Genomic DNA, 18,629 nt, shown 5'->3' on the forward strand with positions numbered 1-18,629 from the left:
GGAAATACGTGCAAGGAGTACTCACCGGCTTCGCGGTGCTCACCGTGGTGATCGGCGTCGGCTATGTCCTCGGCAGCCGCGGCCACCTGGGGCCCGACGGGGCAACTGTGCTGACGCGGCTGGCTTTCAACGTCGCCACCCCGGCCCTGCTGTTCAGCACGCTGTCGGATGCGGACCTGTCCGTGATCCTCTCCGTACGCCTGCTGGTGACGGCGCTCGCGGTCGCCGCCGCGGCGGCGTTGTTCATAGCCGTGGCGGCGATCCGGGGCTGGGGCGTCGGCTATACGACCGTGGGCGCGCTGTGCGCCGGCTATGTCAATGCGGGCAATCTCGGCATCCCGATCGCCGCCTACGTCCTCGGCGACGCGTCGCTCATCGCCCCGGTGCTGCTCTTCCAGCAGCTCATAGCCGCGCCCATAGCCCTGGCCGTGCTGGACCTGACGCGACAGGGCAGGCGTGCCCCACTGCTCCGCCGCCTCGCCGCCCCGGTCCGTAACCCGACGACGATCGGTTCCCTCACCGGCGTCGCCGTCGCGGCCACCGGCTGGACGGTGCCGGGACCCGTACTCGAACCGCTCGTCCTCATCGGCGGCATGGCCGTGCCAGCCGTCCTCCTCGCCTTCGGCATATCCCTCCACGGCAGCGGGCTCCCCGGGCGCGGCCCCGACCGCGCCGCCGTCTTCCTCGCCACCGCGATCAAAACCGTCGCCCAGCCGCTCATCGCCTGGGCCCTCGCCACCGGCGTCTTCCACCTCAGCGGCGCCGCCCTGCGCGACGTGGTCGTCACCTCGGCCCTCCCGGCAGCGCAGAACATCTACACCTACGCCGCCCACTACCGCACCGCGGAACGCTTCGCCCGCGAGGCGATCCTCCTCTCCACGATCGTCTCGGCACCGGTCCTGATCACCGTGGCGACGCTCCTCGGGTGAGCGTGGCGGGTGCCAGCCACTGCTGCAGTTGCTGATGGCGGAATTGGTAGGCGGTGGACGTGGTGCGCAGAATGCCCGCGTCGTAGGCCCAGATGAAGAAGGATCGCAGGCGCCAGGGGAGTTGTCCGCGGGTGGCCAGCAGCATCGCGAGGTAGCGGCGGGCGGCCTCGGAGACGAAGCCCGGGCCGGCGGCGAGGAAGGCGGTCAGGCCCAGCAGAGCGGCCATGGGGGGTGGGGCGGCCAGCCAGCTCGCGCGCCAGCCGATGACGAAGGCCGCGACCCCCGTGATCGCACCGGCGAGCAGTCCGGCCGTGATGTCGTGGCGCAGTGCGGCATACGGGTGGGGTGTCGCGGCCGTGTTGTCGGGCAGGCCGCCGCCGTACCGGCGCGCCGCCACGATGCCGGTCTTCACGGCGACGAACAGGGCCAGGGTCCCGGCTCCGAGCCCGGCGACCAGCCCTCCGGAGCCACCGAACCGCGCGCCCGCCGCACCTGCAGCCGCGCCCAGCACGATCGCGGTCACACCGGCGCTGACCAGTGCGGTGGGCAGATGGATGTCCCAGCGTACGGCCGTGGCGAGACCCAGCCCGAAGACGAACGCGAACCCGGTGCCGAAGAGCATGCCAAAGCCGGGGGAGAAGGCCAGCGCCGCGTTCATTGCGAGCACGGCGCCGAGCAGAAGGGCCAGGCCGAGGCGACGGCTGCCCTGCGGCGTCAGCGCACGGTGCAGGTCGATGCGCCGGGGTTCCAGCCAGGGGTCGAGTGTGCCCCAGGCGGCCAGCAAAGGGAGGGCGCAAACGAGCAGCACACCCAGGATCCCCGGGTGGGGAAAGTAGTCCTTCCGCGCGGCCAGCACACTGCCCGTGATGAGTACGGGAAGCCAGAGGGCGACCGTCACCGCGGCGGTGATCAGGCGCGGTGCCCGCAGACCGGTGATCGGCCACAACTCGTGCGGCACCAGGTCGGTGCCGGACATGACCCGGCCCGCCAGATTCCGGCCCCCGGTGTCGCGCAGGAAGCGGGCCAGCCGGCCGGTCCACAACTCCACCTGCGCGCTGTCATAACGCGGGCCGCCGGGCGGCGGATGGAGTGTGGTGAGCGCGGGGATGAACCGCTGCAGCAGGCGGTGTTCGAGGGTACGGGCGCCGGTGGGCTGCGCGGCGACTCCCACGAATGAGTCGAGGATGCGCGGACTGCCGTCCGCCAGCGCCACCGTCGAGGCGAGCGTGAGGAGCCAGGGGGTGGTGAGCGTGGTGGCCAGGGCTCCTGAGCCGGCGAGCCGGATGTCGTCCAGGACGCCCTGCCATTGGTCGGGGTAGGGGGCGCGGCTCGACAGATAGTCATGGGCCTGGGACGGCGTCACGTCATCGAGGTTGATCACGGCGCAGTCCCACAGCCGGTGCCGTCTGCCCCGTAAGGCCGCGTACTGCGAGCTGCGGCAGGTCAGTACCAGTGCCCGGTGGTAGCGGTTCAGCTGCGTAAGGGCGGCCTCCGCGCGACGCGCGGACGTGCCGACGGGGTCCATCTCGTCGAGGCCGTCCAGGACCGGAAGGATGCGGTCGTGCTCCACCAGCGCCCGGGCCAGGGACAGCGGGAAGCCGTAGGCGAGGGCGACTTCCGCGGCCAGCCAGTCGGCGAACGGCTTCGCGGTGTCCCACGCGGACAGCGAGAACAGGCAGGGCACCGGCACGCGACCGTCCCGGTCCTCCAGCAGCCGCACCATCAACTCCACGGCAAGGAGCGTCTTGCCCGACCCCGGCTCTCCAGTGATCGCCAGCCGCCGCGGCTCGAGTCGACGGTAATAGTCGCCAACGGCGGCGAAGCTGCCCCGCTCGGCGGCGTGCTCGGCATTGCGCGCCGGCTCGGGGCCGTACCGGAAGGTGAGGTCGATCGCCCGGTAGTCCGCGCCGAGCAGCCGCTCGCGGTGGCGCCGCTGCTGAGTCAGGACCACCTGTGCGAGGCCTTCCGCGGCGCCGTTGAGGACATCGGTGTCCACCGCGCGACGGTGGACCGATGTGCCCAGCACGCCCAGGGTTCCGAGGAGTGAACTCACGATGCCCACCACATTGCTCGCGGCTGTCAGGTTGCTGCCGTAATAGACGCTCCACCCGAGGGCGGCAAGACCGACGGCGGCGAGGGCGACGAATCCGCCGGTGACCAGCCGTCGCATCCGCCGGCGCGGTCCGCGGATCAGTTCACCGGCCATGCCTGCCATCCTGCCGACCGGCCGGGTTCCGCACAACACGTGGCCGGGGCGGGTGGACCGCGTTCACCACATGGGGAGTGGCGCGGGTGTTGACGTGAACGGGGGCAGTCGGTAACTGTTGTTGGGCCAATTTCAAACCGGTTTAGATTACGGTGCGCATCAAGCCCGAGCCGCGACCGCCGCCCAAGGAGCCCGCATGCCTGAAAACGGAGCCGTACCTCTGCCCGATCGACGCCGTGTCCTGTTCGGCGGGCTCGGACTGGCCGCGGGTGTGGCCGGTCTGTCGCTGTCGGCGCCGGCCCTCGCGCGGGCCGCCGAGGCCGGTGGCAGCGCGAGCGCGGCGGTCGCGGATGACATTCAGCTCATCATCGACCGCCTGCAGCAGCGCTTTCTCGCCCAGGGCGACCAGGTGCGGCTCGCCAACGGCATCTTCCTCGCCCGTACCTCCGAAGCCCTCAGCTACGTCGATTCGCTGCAGGCCGACGGCTCGTGGCCCAACGTGGACTACACCGACACCACGAGCTCCGCCAACGGCCGGGTCTGGTCGCCGTACCACGCGCTCTACCGCATGATGGCGATGGCCCACGCCTACCGCGACCCGAAGGCCCCGGGCTACGGAAAGCCGGAGCTGATCGAGGCCCTGAACCGCGCGCTGCTCCACTGGGACGGCGCCAAGCCGACCAGCGAGAACTGGTGGGAGGTCGAGATCGGCAAGTCGATGGCCATGGGTCGGGTGTCGATCTTCGCAGGCGACGAACTCAGCGCCGAGGCGCGCGAGGTGACCTACGCCCACAACGGCGGCAAACTCGACCCGGTCGGCGCGAACGGATCCTGGCGGACCGAGAATTACCTCTACGAGGCCGTCGCCAAGCGCGCCACCGCCGATATCGAGCAGGGCTACGGCACCATGTCGCAGACCATCGCCGTCGACAAAAGCGGCGGCATCAAGGAGGCCGTGCAGGTCGACTCGAGCTTCTGGGCGCATGGCGCGCAGCTTTACAGCGAGGGCTATGGGATGGCCCTGTTCACGATTGTCGCCGCCTGGGCCGATGTCGCCCGCGGCACCAGCTTCGCCTTCGCCGATGAGGACATCGACGCCATTGCCTTCTACATCGTGGACGGGACCCGCTGGCTGATCCGCGGCGAGATCGGCATGATGTATCTCGGGTACCGGCCGCCCAACACCATTGACGGCGTCACGAGTTACGCGGCCGACTTCCTGGAGCCGCTCGACCGGATGGCGCGGGCCGATGAGGGCAACTCGGCGGCGTATACGAAGCTCGCCGACAATATCCGCGGCGAGACCCGCTCGAATGGCGTCACCGGGCACAAGTACTTCTGGCGCTCCGAGTTCTCCTCGCACCTGCGCGACCGGTACGGCATCTTCACCAGGGTCAATTCCCCGCGCATGGTCGGCGCCGAGTACCGCTCCACCCTGCGGCCGGAAGTCGGCAATGAGATTGACTGGAATGCGCAGGGCGCCACCGCGATCCATGTCACCAACCGTGAATACGACGACCTCGTGCCCGCCTTCGACTGGTTCCACTACCCGGGTGTCACCGCGCCGTACGCCAAGGTGACCTCGCAGTCGAGCAAGCGCAATGCCGGCAGCTTCACCGGCGGCGTCTCCGACGGGCGCTACGGCGCGACCGTCTACACCCTCGACCGGGCCTCGACCACCGGGCGTAAAAGCTACTTCGCCTTCGACGACGAGATGGTGGTGCTCGGCGCCGGGATCAGCTCCACCTCGACGCACGCCGTCCACACCACCGTCAACCAGGGCGCCGCGAAGGCCAATGCCTCCGTCGGCGGCAAGCCGGTGCGGCCCGGCACGGATGCCGCCGGGACCGGCGCCTCCTGGGCGTACAACGACGAGATCGGCTATGTCTTCCCCGAGGGCGGGCCGCTGAAGGTCTCCAACAAGGAGCAGACCGGCAGCTGGCTCGACAAGGATCCGGTGAAGCGGAAGGCCTTCACGCTCTTCTTCGATCACGGCGTCGCCCCGGACAAGGCGAAGTACGCGTACATCGTCCTGCCCGGCACGGCGCAGGCCAAGGTCAGGGCGTACGCGGCCAAGCCGGCCGTCGAGATCCTCAGCAATACCGAGGAGATCCAGGCTGTGCGCCACCGTTCGCTGCGGCTGACGCAGGCGACCTTCCACGCCGCGGGCACCCTCGACCTGGGACCGGGCCGCCGCCTGCAGGTCGATCAGCCGGCGATCGTCCTGCTCAACGAGGCGGATGGCAAGGCCGTGGTGAGCGTCGCCAACCCCGACAAGCCCGGCCTCAAGGTCGCCGTCACCCTGATCTCTCCGGGCCGCACCCGCCGCGCCGACTTCGCGCTCGGCTCGGACGCGAACCTCGGCGAGACGGTGACGCAGCCGCTCAAGTGACCTCCGCCGGCCCATATTTCGAACCGGTTTAGAAATGTGTGTGTCAACTCGACGACGAGACCGCCGCCCTAGGAGTCCCGCATGCCTGAAAACGGAGCCGTACCTCTGCCCGATCGACGCCGTGTCCTGTTCGGCGGGCTCGGACTGGCCGCGGGTGTGGCCGGTCTGTCGCTGTCGGCGCCGGCCCTCGCGCGGGCCGCCGAGGCCGGTGAATCCGGCGGCAGCCGGGCGGTGGCGGACGACATCCAGCTCATCATCGACCGCCTCCAGCAGCGCTTTCTCGCCCAGGGCGACCAGATACGGCTCGCCAACGGCATATGGCTCGCTCGCGTCTCCGAGGCCCTGACGTACGTCGAGTCCCAGCGCACCGACGGCTCGTGGGCGGACGTGGACTACGCCGACACCACGAGGTCCGCGAACGGACTGGTCTGGTCGCCGTATCGCGCGCTCTACCGCATGATGGCGATGGCGCACGCCTTCCGCGAAAGGAGCGCCCCGGGCTACGGAAAGCCGGAGCTGATCGAGGCCCTGAACCGTGCGCTCGTCTACTGGGACCAGGTCAAGCCGAAAAACGACGGTTGGTGGGACATCGAGATCGGCACATCGATGGCCATGGGCCGGGTGTCGATCTTCGTCGGAGCTGAACTCAATGCCGAGGTGCAAGAGGTGACCTACGCGCATAACGGCGGCAAGCTCGACCCGGTCGGTGCGAACGGATCCTGGCGGACCGAGAATTATCTCTACGAGGCCGTCTCCGAGGGTGCGACCGCCGATATCGAGCGGGGCTACGACACGATGGCGCAGACGGTCGCGGTCGACAAGAGCGGCGGCATCAAGGAGGCCGTGCAGGTCGACTCGAGTTTCTGGTGTCATGGGGCGCAGCTTTACAGCGAGGGCTATGGGATGGCCCTGTTCACGATTGTCGCCGCCTGGGCCGATGTCGCCCGCGGCACCAGCTTCGCCTTCGCCGATGAGGATATCGACGCCATTGCCTTCTACATCGTGGACGGGACCCGCTGGCTGATCCGCGGCGAGATCGGCATGATGTATCTCGGGTACCGGCCGCCCAACACCATTGACGGCGTCACGAGTTACGCGGCCGACTTCCTGGAGCCGCTCGACCGGATGGCGCGAGCGGACTCGAAGAACTCTGCGGCCTATGCGAAGCTCGCCGACAATATCCGTGGCAAGACCCGCCAGAACGGCGTCACCGGGCACAAGTACTTCTGGCGCTCCGAGTTCTCCTCCCACCTGCGTGCCGGGTACGGCATCTTTACCCGGCTCAATTCCCCGCGCATGGTCGGCGCCGAATACCGCTCCACCCTCCGCCCCGAGGTTGGAAACGAGATTGACTGGAATGCGCAGGGCGCCACCGCCATCCACGTCACGAATCGTGAATACGACGAGCTGGTGCCCGCCTTCGACTGGTTCCACTACCCGGGCGTCACCGCGCCGTACACGAAGGTGACCTCGCAGTCGAGCAAGCGCAATGCCGGCAGCTTCACCGGCGGCGTGTCCGATGGCCGTTACGGCGCCACCGTCTACACCCAGGACCGGGCCTCGACGACCGGGCGTAAGAGCTATTTCTACTTCGACGACGAGATGGTGGTGCTCGGCGCCGGGATCAGCTCCACCTCGGCGCACGCCGTCCACACGACCGTCAACCAGGGCGCGGCAAAGGCGAATGCCTCCGTCGGCGGCAAGGCCGTCCGCCCCGGCACCGACGCTTCCGCCGCCCGGGCCTCCTGGGCGTACAACGACGAGATCGGCTATGTCTTTCCGGACGGCGGGCCGCTGAAGGTCTCGAACAAGGAGCAGACCGGCAACTGGCTCGACAAGGACCCGGTGAAGCGCAATGCCTTCACGCTCTTCTTCGACCACGGCGTGGCCCCCGACAAGGCGGAGTACGCGTACATCGTCCTGCCCGGCGCGGCGCAGGCCAAGGTCAGGGCTTACGCGGCCAAGCCAGCCGTCGAGATCCTGCGCAACGACGAAAAGGTGCAGGCGGTCCGCCACCGCAGGCTGCGCCGGACGGCGGTGACCTACCACGCCGCGGGCACCCTAGAGCTGGGTGCCGGTTACACCCTGAAGGTCGACCAGCCGGCCGTCGTCCTGCTCAATCAGGCTGATGGCAAGGCCGTGGTGAGCGTCGCCAACCCCGACAAGCCCGGCCTCAAGGTCGCCGTCACCCTGACCTCCCCGGGCCGCACCCGCCGCGCCGACTTCGCGCTCGGCTCGGACGCGAACCTCGGCAAGACGGTGACGCAGCCCCTTAAGTGACCCAACACAGAAGGTGGTGCCGGCGGGCTCAAGGCCGCCGGCACCACCTTTTGCGTTGCTCAGCAGCGTCAGTCCGCAGCGGTCCGCTCCAGCGCCGCCACACCGATCGTGCTGTCCGCCATCCCGTAGAAGACGTAGTCGGTCCCCGCGATGCGCTCGATCGCGGTCGGGAAGACAACATTGCCGAGCGTCCCCACCGTCTCCTCCGGCGTCTCAGGCGACAGCCACGGCTCCGCCGAGCGCGCCAGCACCCGCCCCGGATCGTGCGGGTCGAGCAGCATGCCGCCGGCCCGGTACACGGCGCCATGGCTGAGCTCAAAGCCCTTGGCCACCGGCCCCGTTACACCATGGTGGATCAGCAGCCAGCCCTCTGGCACCCGCACCGGCGGCGGCCCGGCGCCGATCTTGGCGGCCTCGAACCGCATCTCGGGACCGGCCACCGGCGCCGAGTGCCGCAGCGACGTCAGCGCCGTCAGGTCACGGCGGGCCTCCAAGGCATCGACGTATGCGATCCAGATCGACGGCCGCCTGTCGGTGACCCCGGCCGGCGCCGGAGCGCCCTCACCCGGGCGCAGCCAGTCCAGGTCCCACATCGGCCGGTGCAGCATCGCAAAGCTCGGCCGGCCGTCGGGTCCGGGCACAACCTCCGGAAAGAAGACCAGGTCCTTATTGGGGAAGAAGTTCAAGTCGGTGCCCAGCTGCGGCTCATACGCAAAGTGCAGCGGCCCGAGGCGGCGCCAGCTGATCGCGTCCGTGGAGACGGCGAGCGCAGGCTTCGGCCCCAGCGGCCCGTACGCGACATACGTCATGACGTGTACGCCGAGCTCCGGGACGAAGCTGATGCGCGGATCCTCCACCCCGGCGTTGTGTGCGCCCCGCTCGAAGCCCTCGTCCGGGGCCAGCACCACGCCCTGCCGCTCCACGGAGACGGGCACGCCGTCCTCGATCACGATGCGCGCCCGGCCGATGCGGGAGACATTGCCGGCCGCGACCATGCGGGGGAAGAGGTAGAGCTCGCCGTCGGATCCCCAGGCGGTGGCCGGGTTGAGGACGCCCTCGGCCTCCAGGGGCTCGGTGGGGTCGGCGGTCATCAGCACTCCGACCCGGTTCAGGGCGTACGGGAGCGTTGTTTCGGTATTCAGCTGGATCATTCCTAGCCTTTGATCGCGGAGCCGAGGTTGGCGGAGGTGAAGTGGCGCTGGAAGAGGAGGAAGAGCACGACCGCGGGGACTGCCAGGACGCAGGCGCCGGCGAGGACGGCGCCCATCGGGTTCGCCTGGAAAGTCGAGTTGGCCTGGGAGAAGTTCGCCAAACTCACCGCGAGGGGCTGCATGCTCTGGTCCTTGGTGACCAGGAAGGGCCACAGGAATTCGTTCCAAGGGCCGATGAAGGTCACCAGCATCGCGGTGAGGATCGCCGGGCGCACCAGCGGCACCGCGACCGAGCGCAGGATACGCAGCTCGCCGGCGCCGTCCATGCGGGCCGCGTCGAAGATCTCGCTCGGGATCTGCAGGAAGTACTGGCGGAAGATCAGCACCGCCACGGAGTTGATCGCGAACGGCAGGATCATGCCCGCGTACGAGTCGGCGAGGCCGAAGTAGCGCACCACCATTACGTACAGCGGGATCATCAGCAGCTGGAACGGGATCGCCTGCACCAGCAGCACCAGCGCGAAGACCAGGCTGCGGCCGCGGAAGCGCAGGATCGCCAGGGCGTATCCGGCGAGCAGGCCGAAGACCAGCGTGCACACCACCACCCCGACGGTCATGATGAGCGAGTTGGCCAGGGCGGTGAGCAGGCTGAACGAGTCGTCGATGCCGGCGAGGTTGTCCAGGGTGAGGTTGCCCGGCTTGGGCAGCAGGCCGCCGAGGCTGGTGTCACGCTTCTTCTGGAGCGCGCCGATCAGCATGTAGTAGAAGGGCAGCAGCGCGGCTACGGCGCCGAGTCCGAGCGCGGCGTAGCGCAGGATGCGTGCGGTGCCGGCCATGTCAGTCCCTCTCCATGACGCGCCGGGCGAGGGTCGCGATGATGAGCACGCCGGTGACGAGGATCAGCCCGATGGCGGCCGCGGCGTCCGGCTCGCCCTGCTCGATGCCGCGTTGGTAGACGAGCAGCGCCGGGGTGACCGAGGCGCCGCTGGGGCCGCCGCCGGTGAGCAGGAACGGCTCGGTGAAGATCTGTCCCGCGGTGATGATCGAGAGCAGGATGACCAGCGAGGTGACCGGGCGGACGGCCGGGAGCGTGACCGCGCGAAAGGCCTGCCAGCGGCCGGCGCCGTCGGTGAGCGCGGCCTCGTGCAGCTCCTTGGGTACGTTCTGCAGCGCGGCCAGGTAGAGCAGGATGTAGAAGCCCAGCTGCTTCCAAGTGACGTAGACCGCGATGACCGGCATGACAAGCGACTTGTTCGCCAGCCAGGACGGGTCGGGGGCCCAGGAGCCGAGGACGTTGTTGACGGCGCCGGAGCCGTTGAAGAGGAACAGCCAGACGGCGAGGGTGGCGACCGAGGCCGTCACGTACGGGACGTAATACGCGACGCGGAAGAAGCCGCGCCAGTGGGTGGCGGCGTTGAGCGCCGAAGCCAGGGCGAGGGCGAGCACCACGGTCAGCGGGATGTTGATCAGCATGAAGAGACCGAGGTTGCTGAACGCGCGCTGGGTGTTCTCCTCGCCGAGGACCTTGGTGAAGTTCTCGAAGCCGACGAACGGGTGCGGCACGCTGACGCCGGGCGCGGTGAAGAAGTAGTCGTGGAACGCCATCCAGATGCCGACGGCGAACGGGATGATGAACACGACCAGGACGTACGCGGTGTACGGCGCGGTGAGCGCGATGCCGAGAGGGCTGTTGCCGAGCCAGCGCTCGGTGCGCGAGGTGCGGGGGCCGAGGGCTTTGTTTGGCGCATCGGCGGCCGGCGTCCGCCGCGCGGCCGGGCCGGACGCCCGACCGCGCGGCTTAGCCGCCCTGTCGCTTTCAGGGAGTGCAGTCATCGGGTGCCTCGTCAGCCGTTGCCGGCCTGGTCGTCGATCTCTTGCGCGGCCTTGTCGAAGGTGCCCTTGACGTCGCCCTTGCCGGGCAGCACCGCGTCCTCCCAGGCCGTACGGAAGGTCTTCCACACCTCGGTCGAGCCGGCGGTGTTCGGCACGTCGACCGACCGCGGGACGGCGTCGGCGAAGGGCTGGTAGAAGGGGTTCTCCTTCAGGTAGCTTCCGGCGACGGCGGCCACGTCACCGCGGGTGGGGAACTGGCCGGTCTTCTGCAGCAGTTGGCCGTCATTCTTCGCGTTCATCGAGAACTTGGTGAATTTCCAGGCGGTCTGCTTGTTCTTGCAGGAGGTGAACAGGCCGACGTTCTTGGAGTCCGCGAAGGTCGAAGTCTCGTCGGCCGGCTGCCCGGCGGCCGTGGGCAGCGGCACCACGCCGTACTTCACCTTGCCGTCGAACTGCCCCTTGCCCCAGGGCCCGGCGATGCCCATGGCGGCGACTCCGTCGGAGAACGGGCCCGCCCACATATCGCCGCTGTACGCCTCGGGGGACGAATAGCCCTTGGCGTACATCTCCTGCCAGAAGCCGAGGGTCTGCTGCCCCGCCTGGGACGTAAAGGTGGCCTTCTTGTCCTTCACCAGCTGCGTGCCGCCGGAGTTGGCGAGATACAGCGGGTAGAAGTCGAAGAGCGAATTCGTGTAGTCGCTGGTCGCCGGCGGGTACAGGGCGAATTTCGCCGCCTTGCTGCTCTTGATGGCCTTTGCCGCGGCCAGCACGTCGTCGTACGTGCTCAGCTTCGGGTTCTTGGCGTCCAGGCCGGCCTTCTTGAAGACGTCCTTGTTGTAATAGAGCATGAACGGGTTGGTCTTCCACGGCACCTGATACAGCTTGCCGTCGGGGGAGCGGAAGCCGTCCACGGCCTTGCCGGAGCGCTTCTTGATGAAGGACTCGGCGTCGGCGAAGGTCTCCGAGAGGTTCACCAGGCCGCCCTGCTTCTGGAATGCGGAGACGGCCGCTGGGGCGGTGTTGTAGACGAGGCACGGGGTGTTGCCCGCGGTGATCGCGGCCCCGATGACGTCCTCGGTGGACTTGCCCGACGGCACCGCCTTGGCGGTGACCTTCTCCTTGGGGTGCTCGGCGTTCCAGGCGGCCACCGTGGCTTTGGCCCAGGCCTGTTCCTGCTCGTTCGTCGAGTACCAGATGTCGATCGGGCCCGCGGTCGGCTTGCCGCCGCCGGCGTCGTCCGAACCGCAGGCGGACAAGGGTAGGACCACCGCCGCGGCGGCCGCCAGTACTGTCGTGCGCGGGTGACGCATCATTGCACCCAAGTCCCTTCGAAAATGATCGCCGCGGGGTGACGAGCGTCAGTCAAACCGGTTTAGGATCGGAGCGTCAAGGGTTGAGGCTTAACATTTCCGTCATCCGGGATGAAGGCGAGGCGGCATGGCACAGGGGCACGATCAGGCGGGCGGACCGGCCGGCGGCTCGGCGCGCGGTTCGGGTACGGCGAAGGCGCCGGCGCAGCGCCGGGGGCGTGGCAGCCGGCCGACGATCGGCGATGTCGCCGCGCTCGCCCAGGTCTCCAAGGCGACCGTCTCCTTCGTCATCAACGGCCGCTCCGGCGTCAGCCCGCAGGCCCGCGTACGTGTCATGGAAGCCATCGACCAACTGGGCTGGCAGCCCAACGCCGGCGCCCGGGCGCTCTCCAACAAGCGTGCCCAGACCCTCGGCCTGGTGATCCGCCGCCCGCCGGAACTGCTCAGCACCGACCCGTTCTTCCTGCAGTTCGTCGCCGGCGTCGAGACCGGCCTCGCCCCGCTCGGCTACGCGCTGGTGCTGCAGGTCGTACCGGACGAGGAGGCCGAGCGGCAGGCGTACGAGCGGCTGGCCCGCGACGGCCGGGTCGACGGCGTCTTCCTGACCGACATGCGCGCCGACGACCCCCGGCCCGCGCTCGTCACGGACCTGGGCCTCGGCGCCCTGATCGTCGGCCCGCCCCAGTCCGGCAGCCCGGTGCCGGCCCTCGCCGCCGACGACGGCAGCGGCGTCCGCCGCGCGGTCGGCCACCTGCGCTCACTCGGCCACCGCTGGATCGGCCACGTCACCGGCGCCGAGGGCTACGTCCACACCGAGGCCCGCCGCGCCGCCTGGCGCGCCGCCCTGGCGGACGCGGGCCTGCCCGAGATCCCGCCCGCCGAAGCGGACTTCACCGGCGCCGCCGGCGCCCGCGCCACCCACGAGCTGCTCGACCTGGACCGGCCCCCGACCGCCATCGTGTACGCCAACGACCTCATGGCCATCGCCGGAATCGCCGCCGCCACCAGCCGCGGGCTGCGGGTCCCCAGCGACTTGTCGGTGGTCGGCTTCGACGACATTCCGCTGGCCGACTGCATCGCGCCGCCGCTGACGACGGTGCGCCAGGACGTACCGGCGTGGGGGCGCGCCGCCGCGGAGGCGCTGGTGGCGCTCGCGGAGGGGCGGGAGGTGACGGAGACCGAGCTGCCGCCGGTGGCGTTCGTGGTGCGCGGCAGCACGGCGCCGCCTGCGGCGGAGTGAGGGCGCCTACTCCCGTTCGGCGGACGGCACCATCGCGATCAACTCGACCTCGAAGCCGTCCCCGTTCTCCAGGTAGGCGGCGTAGTGCTCGGGACCGCCGGCGTACGGGTGCTGGTCCTCGAAGAGCAGCCGCCAGCCGTGCTCGGGGGCCTCGGCGGTGAGCTTGTCGACGGTGGTGCGGTCCTGCACGTGGAAAGCCAGGTGGTTCAGGCCCGGGCGGCAGCGGTCGTGGCGGTCGGCGGTGAGGGCGGGGGACTGCTCGACGACGATGTAGGTGCCCTGGAGCTGCCAGCTGCGCCCGTCGCTCCAGTTCTGGAACGGGCGGTAGCCGAGCGTCTCCAGCAGCCAGCCGAGTGAGGCGGTGGCGGTGGCCAGGTCGGGTACCCAGAGTTCGACGTGGTGCAGGGTGCCGCTGATAGGGCGGTGCACGGGGCCTCCGTGTGCTGAAAGCGGCACCTCCTGGGCGCGCTGGGCGCCCAGGAGGTGAGGGAGCTACTGCTGGGCTACTTCTGCCAGCCGATCAGCTCGGGCGGGCCGATCAGGCCGTAGTTGCCGTAGAACTGGGCGGGGCCGTAGTTGGCGACGCCCTTCTTGACGGCCCAGATGCTCGGGCCGTTGTGCAGCGGCATGATGCCGTACGTCTTCATGGCCTTGGCCTCGACCTTGTTGCCGGCGTCGATCTGCTCCTGCTCCGTCGGCAGCTTGGTGACCGCCTTCACCTCGGTGTCGAAGCTCTTCGGGGTCGAGCGCGAGACGTTCAGCGAGCTGTTGGAGCAGTACATCTGGCAGATGAAGCCCATGCCGTTGGCGCTGCTGGAGATGAAGCCCATGCCGAAGATGTCGAAGGCCCGGGTCGTAAAGACCTTGTTGAAGTCGGACGAGGGGCGCGCCTGAATGTTCAGCTTCACGCCGATGTTCTTCATCATCTGCGCCAGCGCCCCGGCGCGGGCCTTGACCTCGGCACTGTCGCCGATCGTCGGGAAGTTCAGCGACAGCTTCTTGCCGCCCTTGGCGCGGATACCGTCGGAGCCCGGCTTCCAGCCCGCTGCGTCCAGTTCCTTCTTCGCCTTGGCGGCGTTGAATTTCACCAGCTTGCCGAAATTGTCCTGGTACCCCTTCTGGAACGGGTACAGGTTGGTGGAACCAGGCAGCGTCTCGGTGTAGTTGAGGCCTTGGAACGTGACCTTTGCCAGCTGTGCGCGGTCGATGCCCTCCATCAGCGCCTTGCGCACTGCCACGTCCTTCAGCTGTGGCGAGGTGCTGTTGAAGACGAGCAGGTTGGTCTCCGCGGAGGTGCCGCGCCGGATGTCGATGCCCTTCATCGACTTCACCTGGGCGAGCTTCTCCGCCCGCTGCACCTCGGCGCCGTCAGTCTGCCCGTTCTTGAACGCGTTGATCTCTGCGCTCTCCTCCATCTGCACGAAGGTGAACTTGTCCAGATGCGGCTTCGCGCCCCACCACTTGGGGTTGGGCTTGTAGGAGACCGTGCCGCCCTTGGCGTCGAACTTGTCGATCGTGTACGGGCCCGCGCCCCACTCGGCGTGCGGCTTGCTCACGTACGCCTTGTTGAAGGCGTCGGGCTTGGCGATGTGCGGGTTGATCACGGTGTTGAAGATGTAGTCCCACCACACGTACGGCCCGTCGTAGGTCACGATCGCCTGCTTGGCGTTCTCGCCCTTGGTGACCGACTTGATGTTCTGGTAACCGTCGGTCGAGCTGACGACGTACTTCTTGTCCTTGCCGCTGTTGGCCTTCCACGTGTCGCGGATGGCGGTCCAGTCGATGGCCTGGCCGTCGTTCCACTTGGCCTTGGGGTTGAAGTCGTAGGTCACCTGGGTGTTGCCGTCGACCGTCTTCTGCTTGACGCTGGTCAGGTAGTCCTTGTTGAAGGTGACCTTGCCCTTGGGGTCGTTGTACGACAGTTGCGGCTGGTAGAACCAGGCAATCTTGGATGTGTACAGCGACCCGTTGCCCTGCATCGGGTTGAGCTGATCCGGGATCTCCACGATCGGCAGGGTCATCTTCCCGCCCTGCTTGAGATTGCTCGCGGGCTGGGGGTTGTACGAGGTCAGCACGTCCTTCTCGGACTTGGCTCCCCTGGTGTTCTTCTCGTCCGAGTCATCCCCTCCACCGCAGGCGGAGAGGACCAGTGAAGCGACAGCCGCGAATGCGACGCCGCTCAGCGCGTATTTCTTCATGGAGCTCTTTCTGGTCGGTGGTCAGCGTTCTGCCGGCACGGGCAGGTCCGCGAAGTGGCAGGCGTCGCGGTGGTCCCCGTCCTCCCTTCCCGCGAGCTGCGGTGTCTCCCCGCGACACCGCTCCTTCTGGGGATCGGCCAGCGTCTGATGGAGCGGGCACCTGCTCACGAACCGGCATCCGGGCCGGTCGTCGGTCGGGCTGGGCAGGTCGCCCTTGAGCAGGACGCGCTCCCGGGTGCGCTCCGCCGCCGGGTCGGGCAGCGGGATCGCCGAGAGCAGCGCCTGGGTGTAGGGGTGGCGGGGGTTCTCGAAGACCTCGTCCACCGCGCCGACCTCGACGATCCGGCCCAGATACATCACCGCGACCCGGTCGGAGATGTGCCGTACCACCGACAGGTCATGAGCGACGAACAGGTAGGACAGACCCAGTTCGGCCTTGAGGTCGTTGAGGAGGTTGATGACGCCCGCCTGGATGGAGACGTCCAGCGCGGAGACCGGCTCGTCCAGTACGAGCAGCTTCGGCTTGGTGGCCAGGGCCCGGGCGATGCCGACGCGCTGCCGCTGGCCGCCGGAGAAGGCGGCCGGGAAGCGGTCGCGGTGCTCGGGGTCGAGGCCAACCAGCTCCATCAGCTCGCCGACGCGGCGGGCGAGGGTGGCCTTGTCGCGTTCGCCGATGGCGCGGATCGGCTCGGCGAGGATGTCGAAGACGGTCATGCGCGGGTCCAGGGAGCCCATCGGGTCCTGGAAGACCATCTGGATGTCCCGGCGTACGGCGCTGATCTGCTGCTTGCGCTTCAGGCTCGCCACGTCCGTACCGGCGACCGTGATGCGGCCCTGCTCGGGCGGCTTCAGGCCCATGATCTCCAGCAGCGTCGTGGTCTTGCCGCAGCCGGACTCGCCGACGAGGCCGAGCGTCTCGCCCTCGCGGATGTCCAGGTCGATGCCGTTGACGGCATGGACGGAGCCGACCCGGCGCTTGAGCAGGGCGCCCTGCGTAAGGGGGAAGGTCTTGGTGACGCCGGAGAGCTCCAGGACGGTGGCCCGCTCCTCGCGGGGGAGCTTCGTGAGGTCGGCTTCCTTGCGGGTGGGTACGGGGAAGACCGGGGCGCCGTCGATGGCGCCGTCGCTGACTTCGTCGGCGCGGCGGCAGGCGGCGAGGTGACCCGTGGCCACCTCGGCCAGCGCCGGCTCCTCCGCGCGGCACTCGTCCTGCACCACCGGACACCGCGCCGCGAACGGGCACGCGTCCGGCAGCTCCACCAGCAGCGGCGGCGTGCCCTTCACCGGCACCAGCGCGTCCTTCGCCCGGTCGTCAAGACGCGGGATCGCGCCCATCAGCCCGATCGTGTACGGCATCCGCGGCCGCGCGAACAGCTCGTCCACCGGGGCCCGTTCGACCGCCCGCCCGGCATACATCACCAGCACGTCATCGGCCGACCCCGCCACCACCCCCAGATCGTGGGTGATCATGATGACGGCCGCGCCCGTCTCCCGCCCCGCCGTCTTGAGTACGTCGAGGATCTGTGCCTGGACGGTCACATCCAGCGCGGTCGTCGGCTCGTCCGCGATGATCAGATCCGGGTCGTTGGCGATCGCCATGGCGATGACGGCGCGCTGCCGCATGCCGCCGGAGAACTCGTGCGGGAAGCCCTTGGCGCGCTTGTCGGGGTTGGGGATGCCGACCAGGTCGAGGAGCTCCACGGCGCGCTTCCAGGCGGCGGCGGAGGAGAGGTCCTGGTGGATCTGGAGCGCCTCGACCAGCTGCGTGCCGATGCTGAAGATCGGGGTGAGGGAGGAGAGCGGGTCCTGGAAGATCATGCCGATCCGGCTGCCGCGGGACTTCGACATCTCGCGGTCGTCCAGGCCGAGCAGGTTGTCGCCGCCCAGGGTGATCTCTCCGGTCACGGCGGCGTAATCGGGCAGCAGGCCCATGACGGCCATGGAGGTGACCGACTTGCCGGATCCAGACTCGCCCACGATGCCGAGGGTGCGGCCGCGGTGCAGGTCGAAGGAGACGCCGCGGACCGCGTCCACCCGGCCGGCCTCGGAGGGGAAGGCGACGCGCAGGTCGCGGACCGAGAGCAGCGGCTGCGTGGTCGCGGTCTCGGTGGTGACGGTGCCCTGCTTGATCATGCGCGGCCTCCGGAGTGCGAGGTGGGGTCGAGGGCGTCGCGCAGGCCGTCGCCGATGAGCGCCATCGCGACGGTCAGCAGCACCACCAGGACTGCCGGGCAGTAGAAGAGCCACGGCGCGGTGGAGAGGGTGTTCTGCCCGTCGGCGAGCATGGTGCCGAGCGAGACGTCCGGCTGCTTGACCCCGAAGCCGATGAAGGACAGCGCGGTCTCGGCCTGCACGGTCGAGGCCACACCGAGGGTGAAGGTGACGATGAGCAGGGAGCCGATGTTGGGCACCATGTGGCGCACGATCGTGCGCAGCGCGCTCACCCCCATGAACCGGGCCGCCATCACGTACTCGCGCTCCCGCAGCGACGTCGCCAGCGACCAGATGACCCGGGCGGTGAGCATCCAGCCGAAGACGGTGAGGACCACGACCAGCACCTGCCAGTCGCCCCGGTAGTGCGTGCCGACCAGGGCGATGATGAGGAACGACGGCAGGATCATCAGGAAGTGCACGAAGCCGAGCATCAGCCGCTCCGCCCGGCCGCCCAGGTAGGCGGCGGTGGTGCCGAAGAGCGCGGCGATCGCGGTGGTCAGCAGCGAGACGCTGACCGCGATGATCAGCGACCGGCCGAGGCCGTGCACCAGTTGGGCGTAGACGTCGTTACCGGCGCCGTTGGTGCCGAGCAGGTGGCCGCCGGTGCCGGGGGAGACGCTGAGGGCCGCGAAGTCGGCCTCCTCGTAATTCCAGTCGGTGAAGAAACGCCCGGTCGACGCGAGTAGAACCAGCAAGATGAAGAGGAAGAGCCCCGCGACGGCGGGCTTGTTGCGGAGGAAGCGGCGGAGGTAGAGCCGGCTGGGGGAGAGCCGCGTGGCGCGCTTGCCGCCGCCATTGGCGTCCTGCGCGTCGACCTCGTCAGGGCGGGCCGCCTCGTCGATGTCGGACCCGACGCCGGGCATGTTGATGGCCATG

At 69.0% G+C, this 18,629-nt stretch carries 13 protein-coding genes; 4 read left to right on the forward strand and 9 right to left on the reverse strand.

Annotation, left to right across the window (positions count from 1 at the left end; translation table 11 throughout):
* Positions 1–8: 8 nt before the first annotated feature.
* On the forward strand, positions 9–929 hold the full coding sequence (locus ACNNMR_RS36800; RefSeq protein WP_419999040.1) for an AEC family transporter: 921 nt from the start codon (positions 9–11) through the stop codon (positions 927–929).
* Here ACNNMR_RS36800 and ACNNMR_RS36805 read toward each other — a convergent pair.
* Positions 904–3,135 (reverse strand): NACHT domain-containing protein, encoded by a 2,232-nt coding sequence (locus ACNNMR_RS36805; protein WP_419999041.1) that lies wholly within the window; start codon positions 3,133–3,135, stop codon positions 904–906. The two genes, ACNNMR_RS36800 and ACNNMR_RS36805, sit on opposite strands and share 26 nt — an antisense overlap.
* A 196-nt stretch (positions 3,136–3,331) precedes the next feature.
* On the opposite strand from ACNNMR_RS36805, the gene ACNNMR_RS36810 reads away from it, so the two are divergent.
* Both ACNNMR_RS36810 and ACNNMR_RS36815 read left to right on the forward strand, forming a co-directional pair.
* Positions 3,332–5,527, forward strand: a complete 2,196-nt coding sequence (locus ACNNMR_RS36810; protein ID WP_419999042.1) for a polysaccharide lyase family 8 super-sandwich domain-containing protein — start codon at positions 3,332–3,334, stop codon at positions 5,525–5,527.
* 81 nt (positions 5,528–5,608) lie between these two features.
* Positions 5,609–7,807, forward strand: a complete 2,199-nt coding sequence (locus ACNNMR_RS36815; protein ID WP_419999043.1) for a polysaccharide lyase family 8 super-sandwich domain-containing protein — start codon at positions 5,609–5,611, stop codon at positions 7,805–7,807.
* A 68-nt stretch (positions 7,808–7,875) separates the two neighbouring features.
* On the opposite strand, the gene ACNNMR_RS36820 is transcribed toward ACNNMR_RS36815, so the two are convergent.
* From ACNNMR_RS36820 to ACNNMR_RS36835, 4 genes are read right to left on the reverse strand one after another with little or no spacing between them, the layout of a single operon-like run.
* Entirely contained in the window at positions 7,876–8,958 is a 1,083-nt protein-coding gene (locus ACNNMR_RS36820) for a glycosidase (RefSeq protein ID WP_419999044.1), read from the reverse strand.
* Positions 8,959–8,960: 2 nt separating this feature from the next.
* Positions 8,961–9,794: a carbohydrate ABC transporter permease gene (locus tag ACNNMR_RS36825; protein ID WP_419999045.1), complete on the reverse strand. Its 834-nt coding sequence runs from the start codon at positions 9,792–9,794 to the stop codon at positions 8,961–8,963.
* A 1-nt stretch (position 9,795) separates the two neighbouring features.
* The gene (locus ACNNMR_RS36830; protein WP_419999046.1) at positions 9,796–10,791 is read right to left on the reverse strand and encodes a carbohydrate ABC transporter permease; all 996 of its coding nucleotides are present in this window, start codon (positions 10,789–10,791) and stop codon (positions 9,796–9,798) included.
* 11 nt (positions 10,792–10,802) lie between these two features.
* Entirely contained in the window at positions 10,803–12,047 is a 1,245-nt protein-coding gene (locus ACNNMR_RS36835; RefSeq protein WP_419999047.1) for an ABC transporter substrate-binding protein, read from the reverse strand.
* A 181-nt stretch (positions 12,048–12,228) separates the two neighbouring features.
* On the opposite strand from ACNNMR_RS36835, the gene ACNNMR_RS36840 reads away from it, so the two are divergent.
* Positions 12,229–13,341 (forward strand): LacI family DNA-binding transcriptional regulator, encoded by a 1,113-nt coding sequence (locus ACNNMR_RS36840; RefSeq protein ID WP_419999048.1) that lies wholly within the window; start codon positions 12,229–12,231, stop codon positions 13,339–13,341.
* Between the two features lie 6 nt (positions 13,342–13,347).
* Here ACNNMR_RS36840 and ACNNMR_RS36845 read toward each other — a convergent pair whose 3' ends face one another.
* The 4 genes from ACNNMR_RS36845 to ACNNMR_RS36860 all read right to left on the reverse strand — a co-directional run bounded on the left by ACNNMR_RS36845 (position 13,348) and on the right by ACNNMR_RS36860 (position 18,628).
* Complete coding sequence (locus ACNNMR_RS36845) at positions 13,348–13,770, reverse strand: VOC family protein (RefSeq protein WP_419999049.1); 423 nt, start codon at positions 13,768–13,770, stop codon at positions 13,348–13,350.
* Between the two features lie 74 nt (positions 13,771–13,844).
* Positions 13,845–15,539 carry an ABC transporter family substrate-binding protein gene (locus ACNNMR_RS36850; protein ID WP_419999050.1) on the reverse strand — a complete coding sequence of 565 codons (1,695 nt, stop codon included), beginning with the start codon at positions 15,537–15,539 and terminating at the stop codon, positions 13,845–13,847.
* A gap of 21 nt (positions 15,540–15,560) precedes the next feature.
* The gene (locus ACNNMR_RS36855; protein ID WP_419999051.1) at positions 15,561–17,672 is read right to left on the reverse strand and encodes a dipeptide ABC transporter ATP-binding protein; all 2,112 of its coding nucleotides are present in this window, start codon (positions 17,670–17,672) and stop codon (positions 15,561–15,563) included.
* Entirely contained in the window at positions 17,669–18,628 is a 960-nt protein-coding gene (locus ACNNMR_RS36860) for an ABC transporter permease (protein WP_419999052.1), read from the reverse strand. Before ACNNMR_RS36860 ends, ACNNMR_RS36855 begins: the two co-directional genes overlap by 4 nt.
* Position 18,629: the final 1 nt, after the last annotated feature.

Origin of the sequence: Streptomyces boninensis (assembly GCF_048572725.1) — a bacterium.
GTDB classification, from domain to species: Bacteria; Actinomycetota; Actinomycetes; order Streptomycetales; family Streptomycetaceae; genus Streptomyces; species Streptomyces boninensis.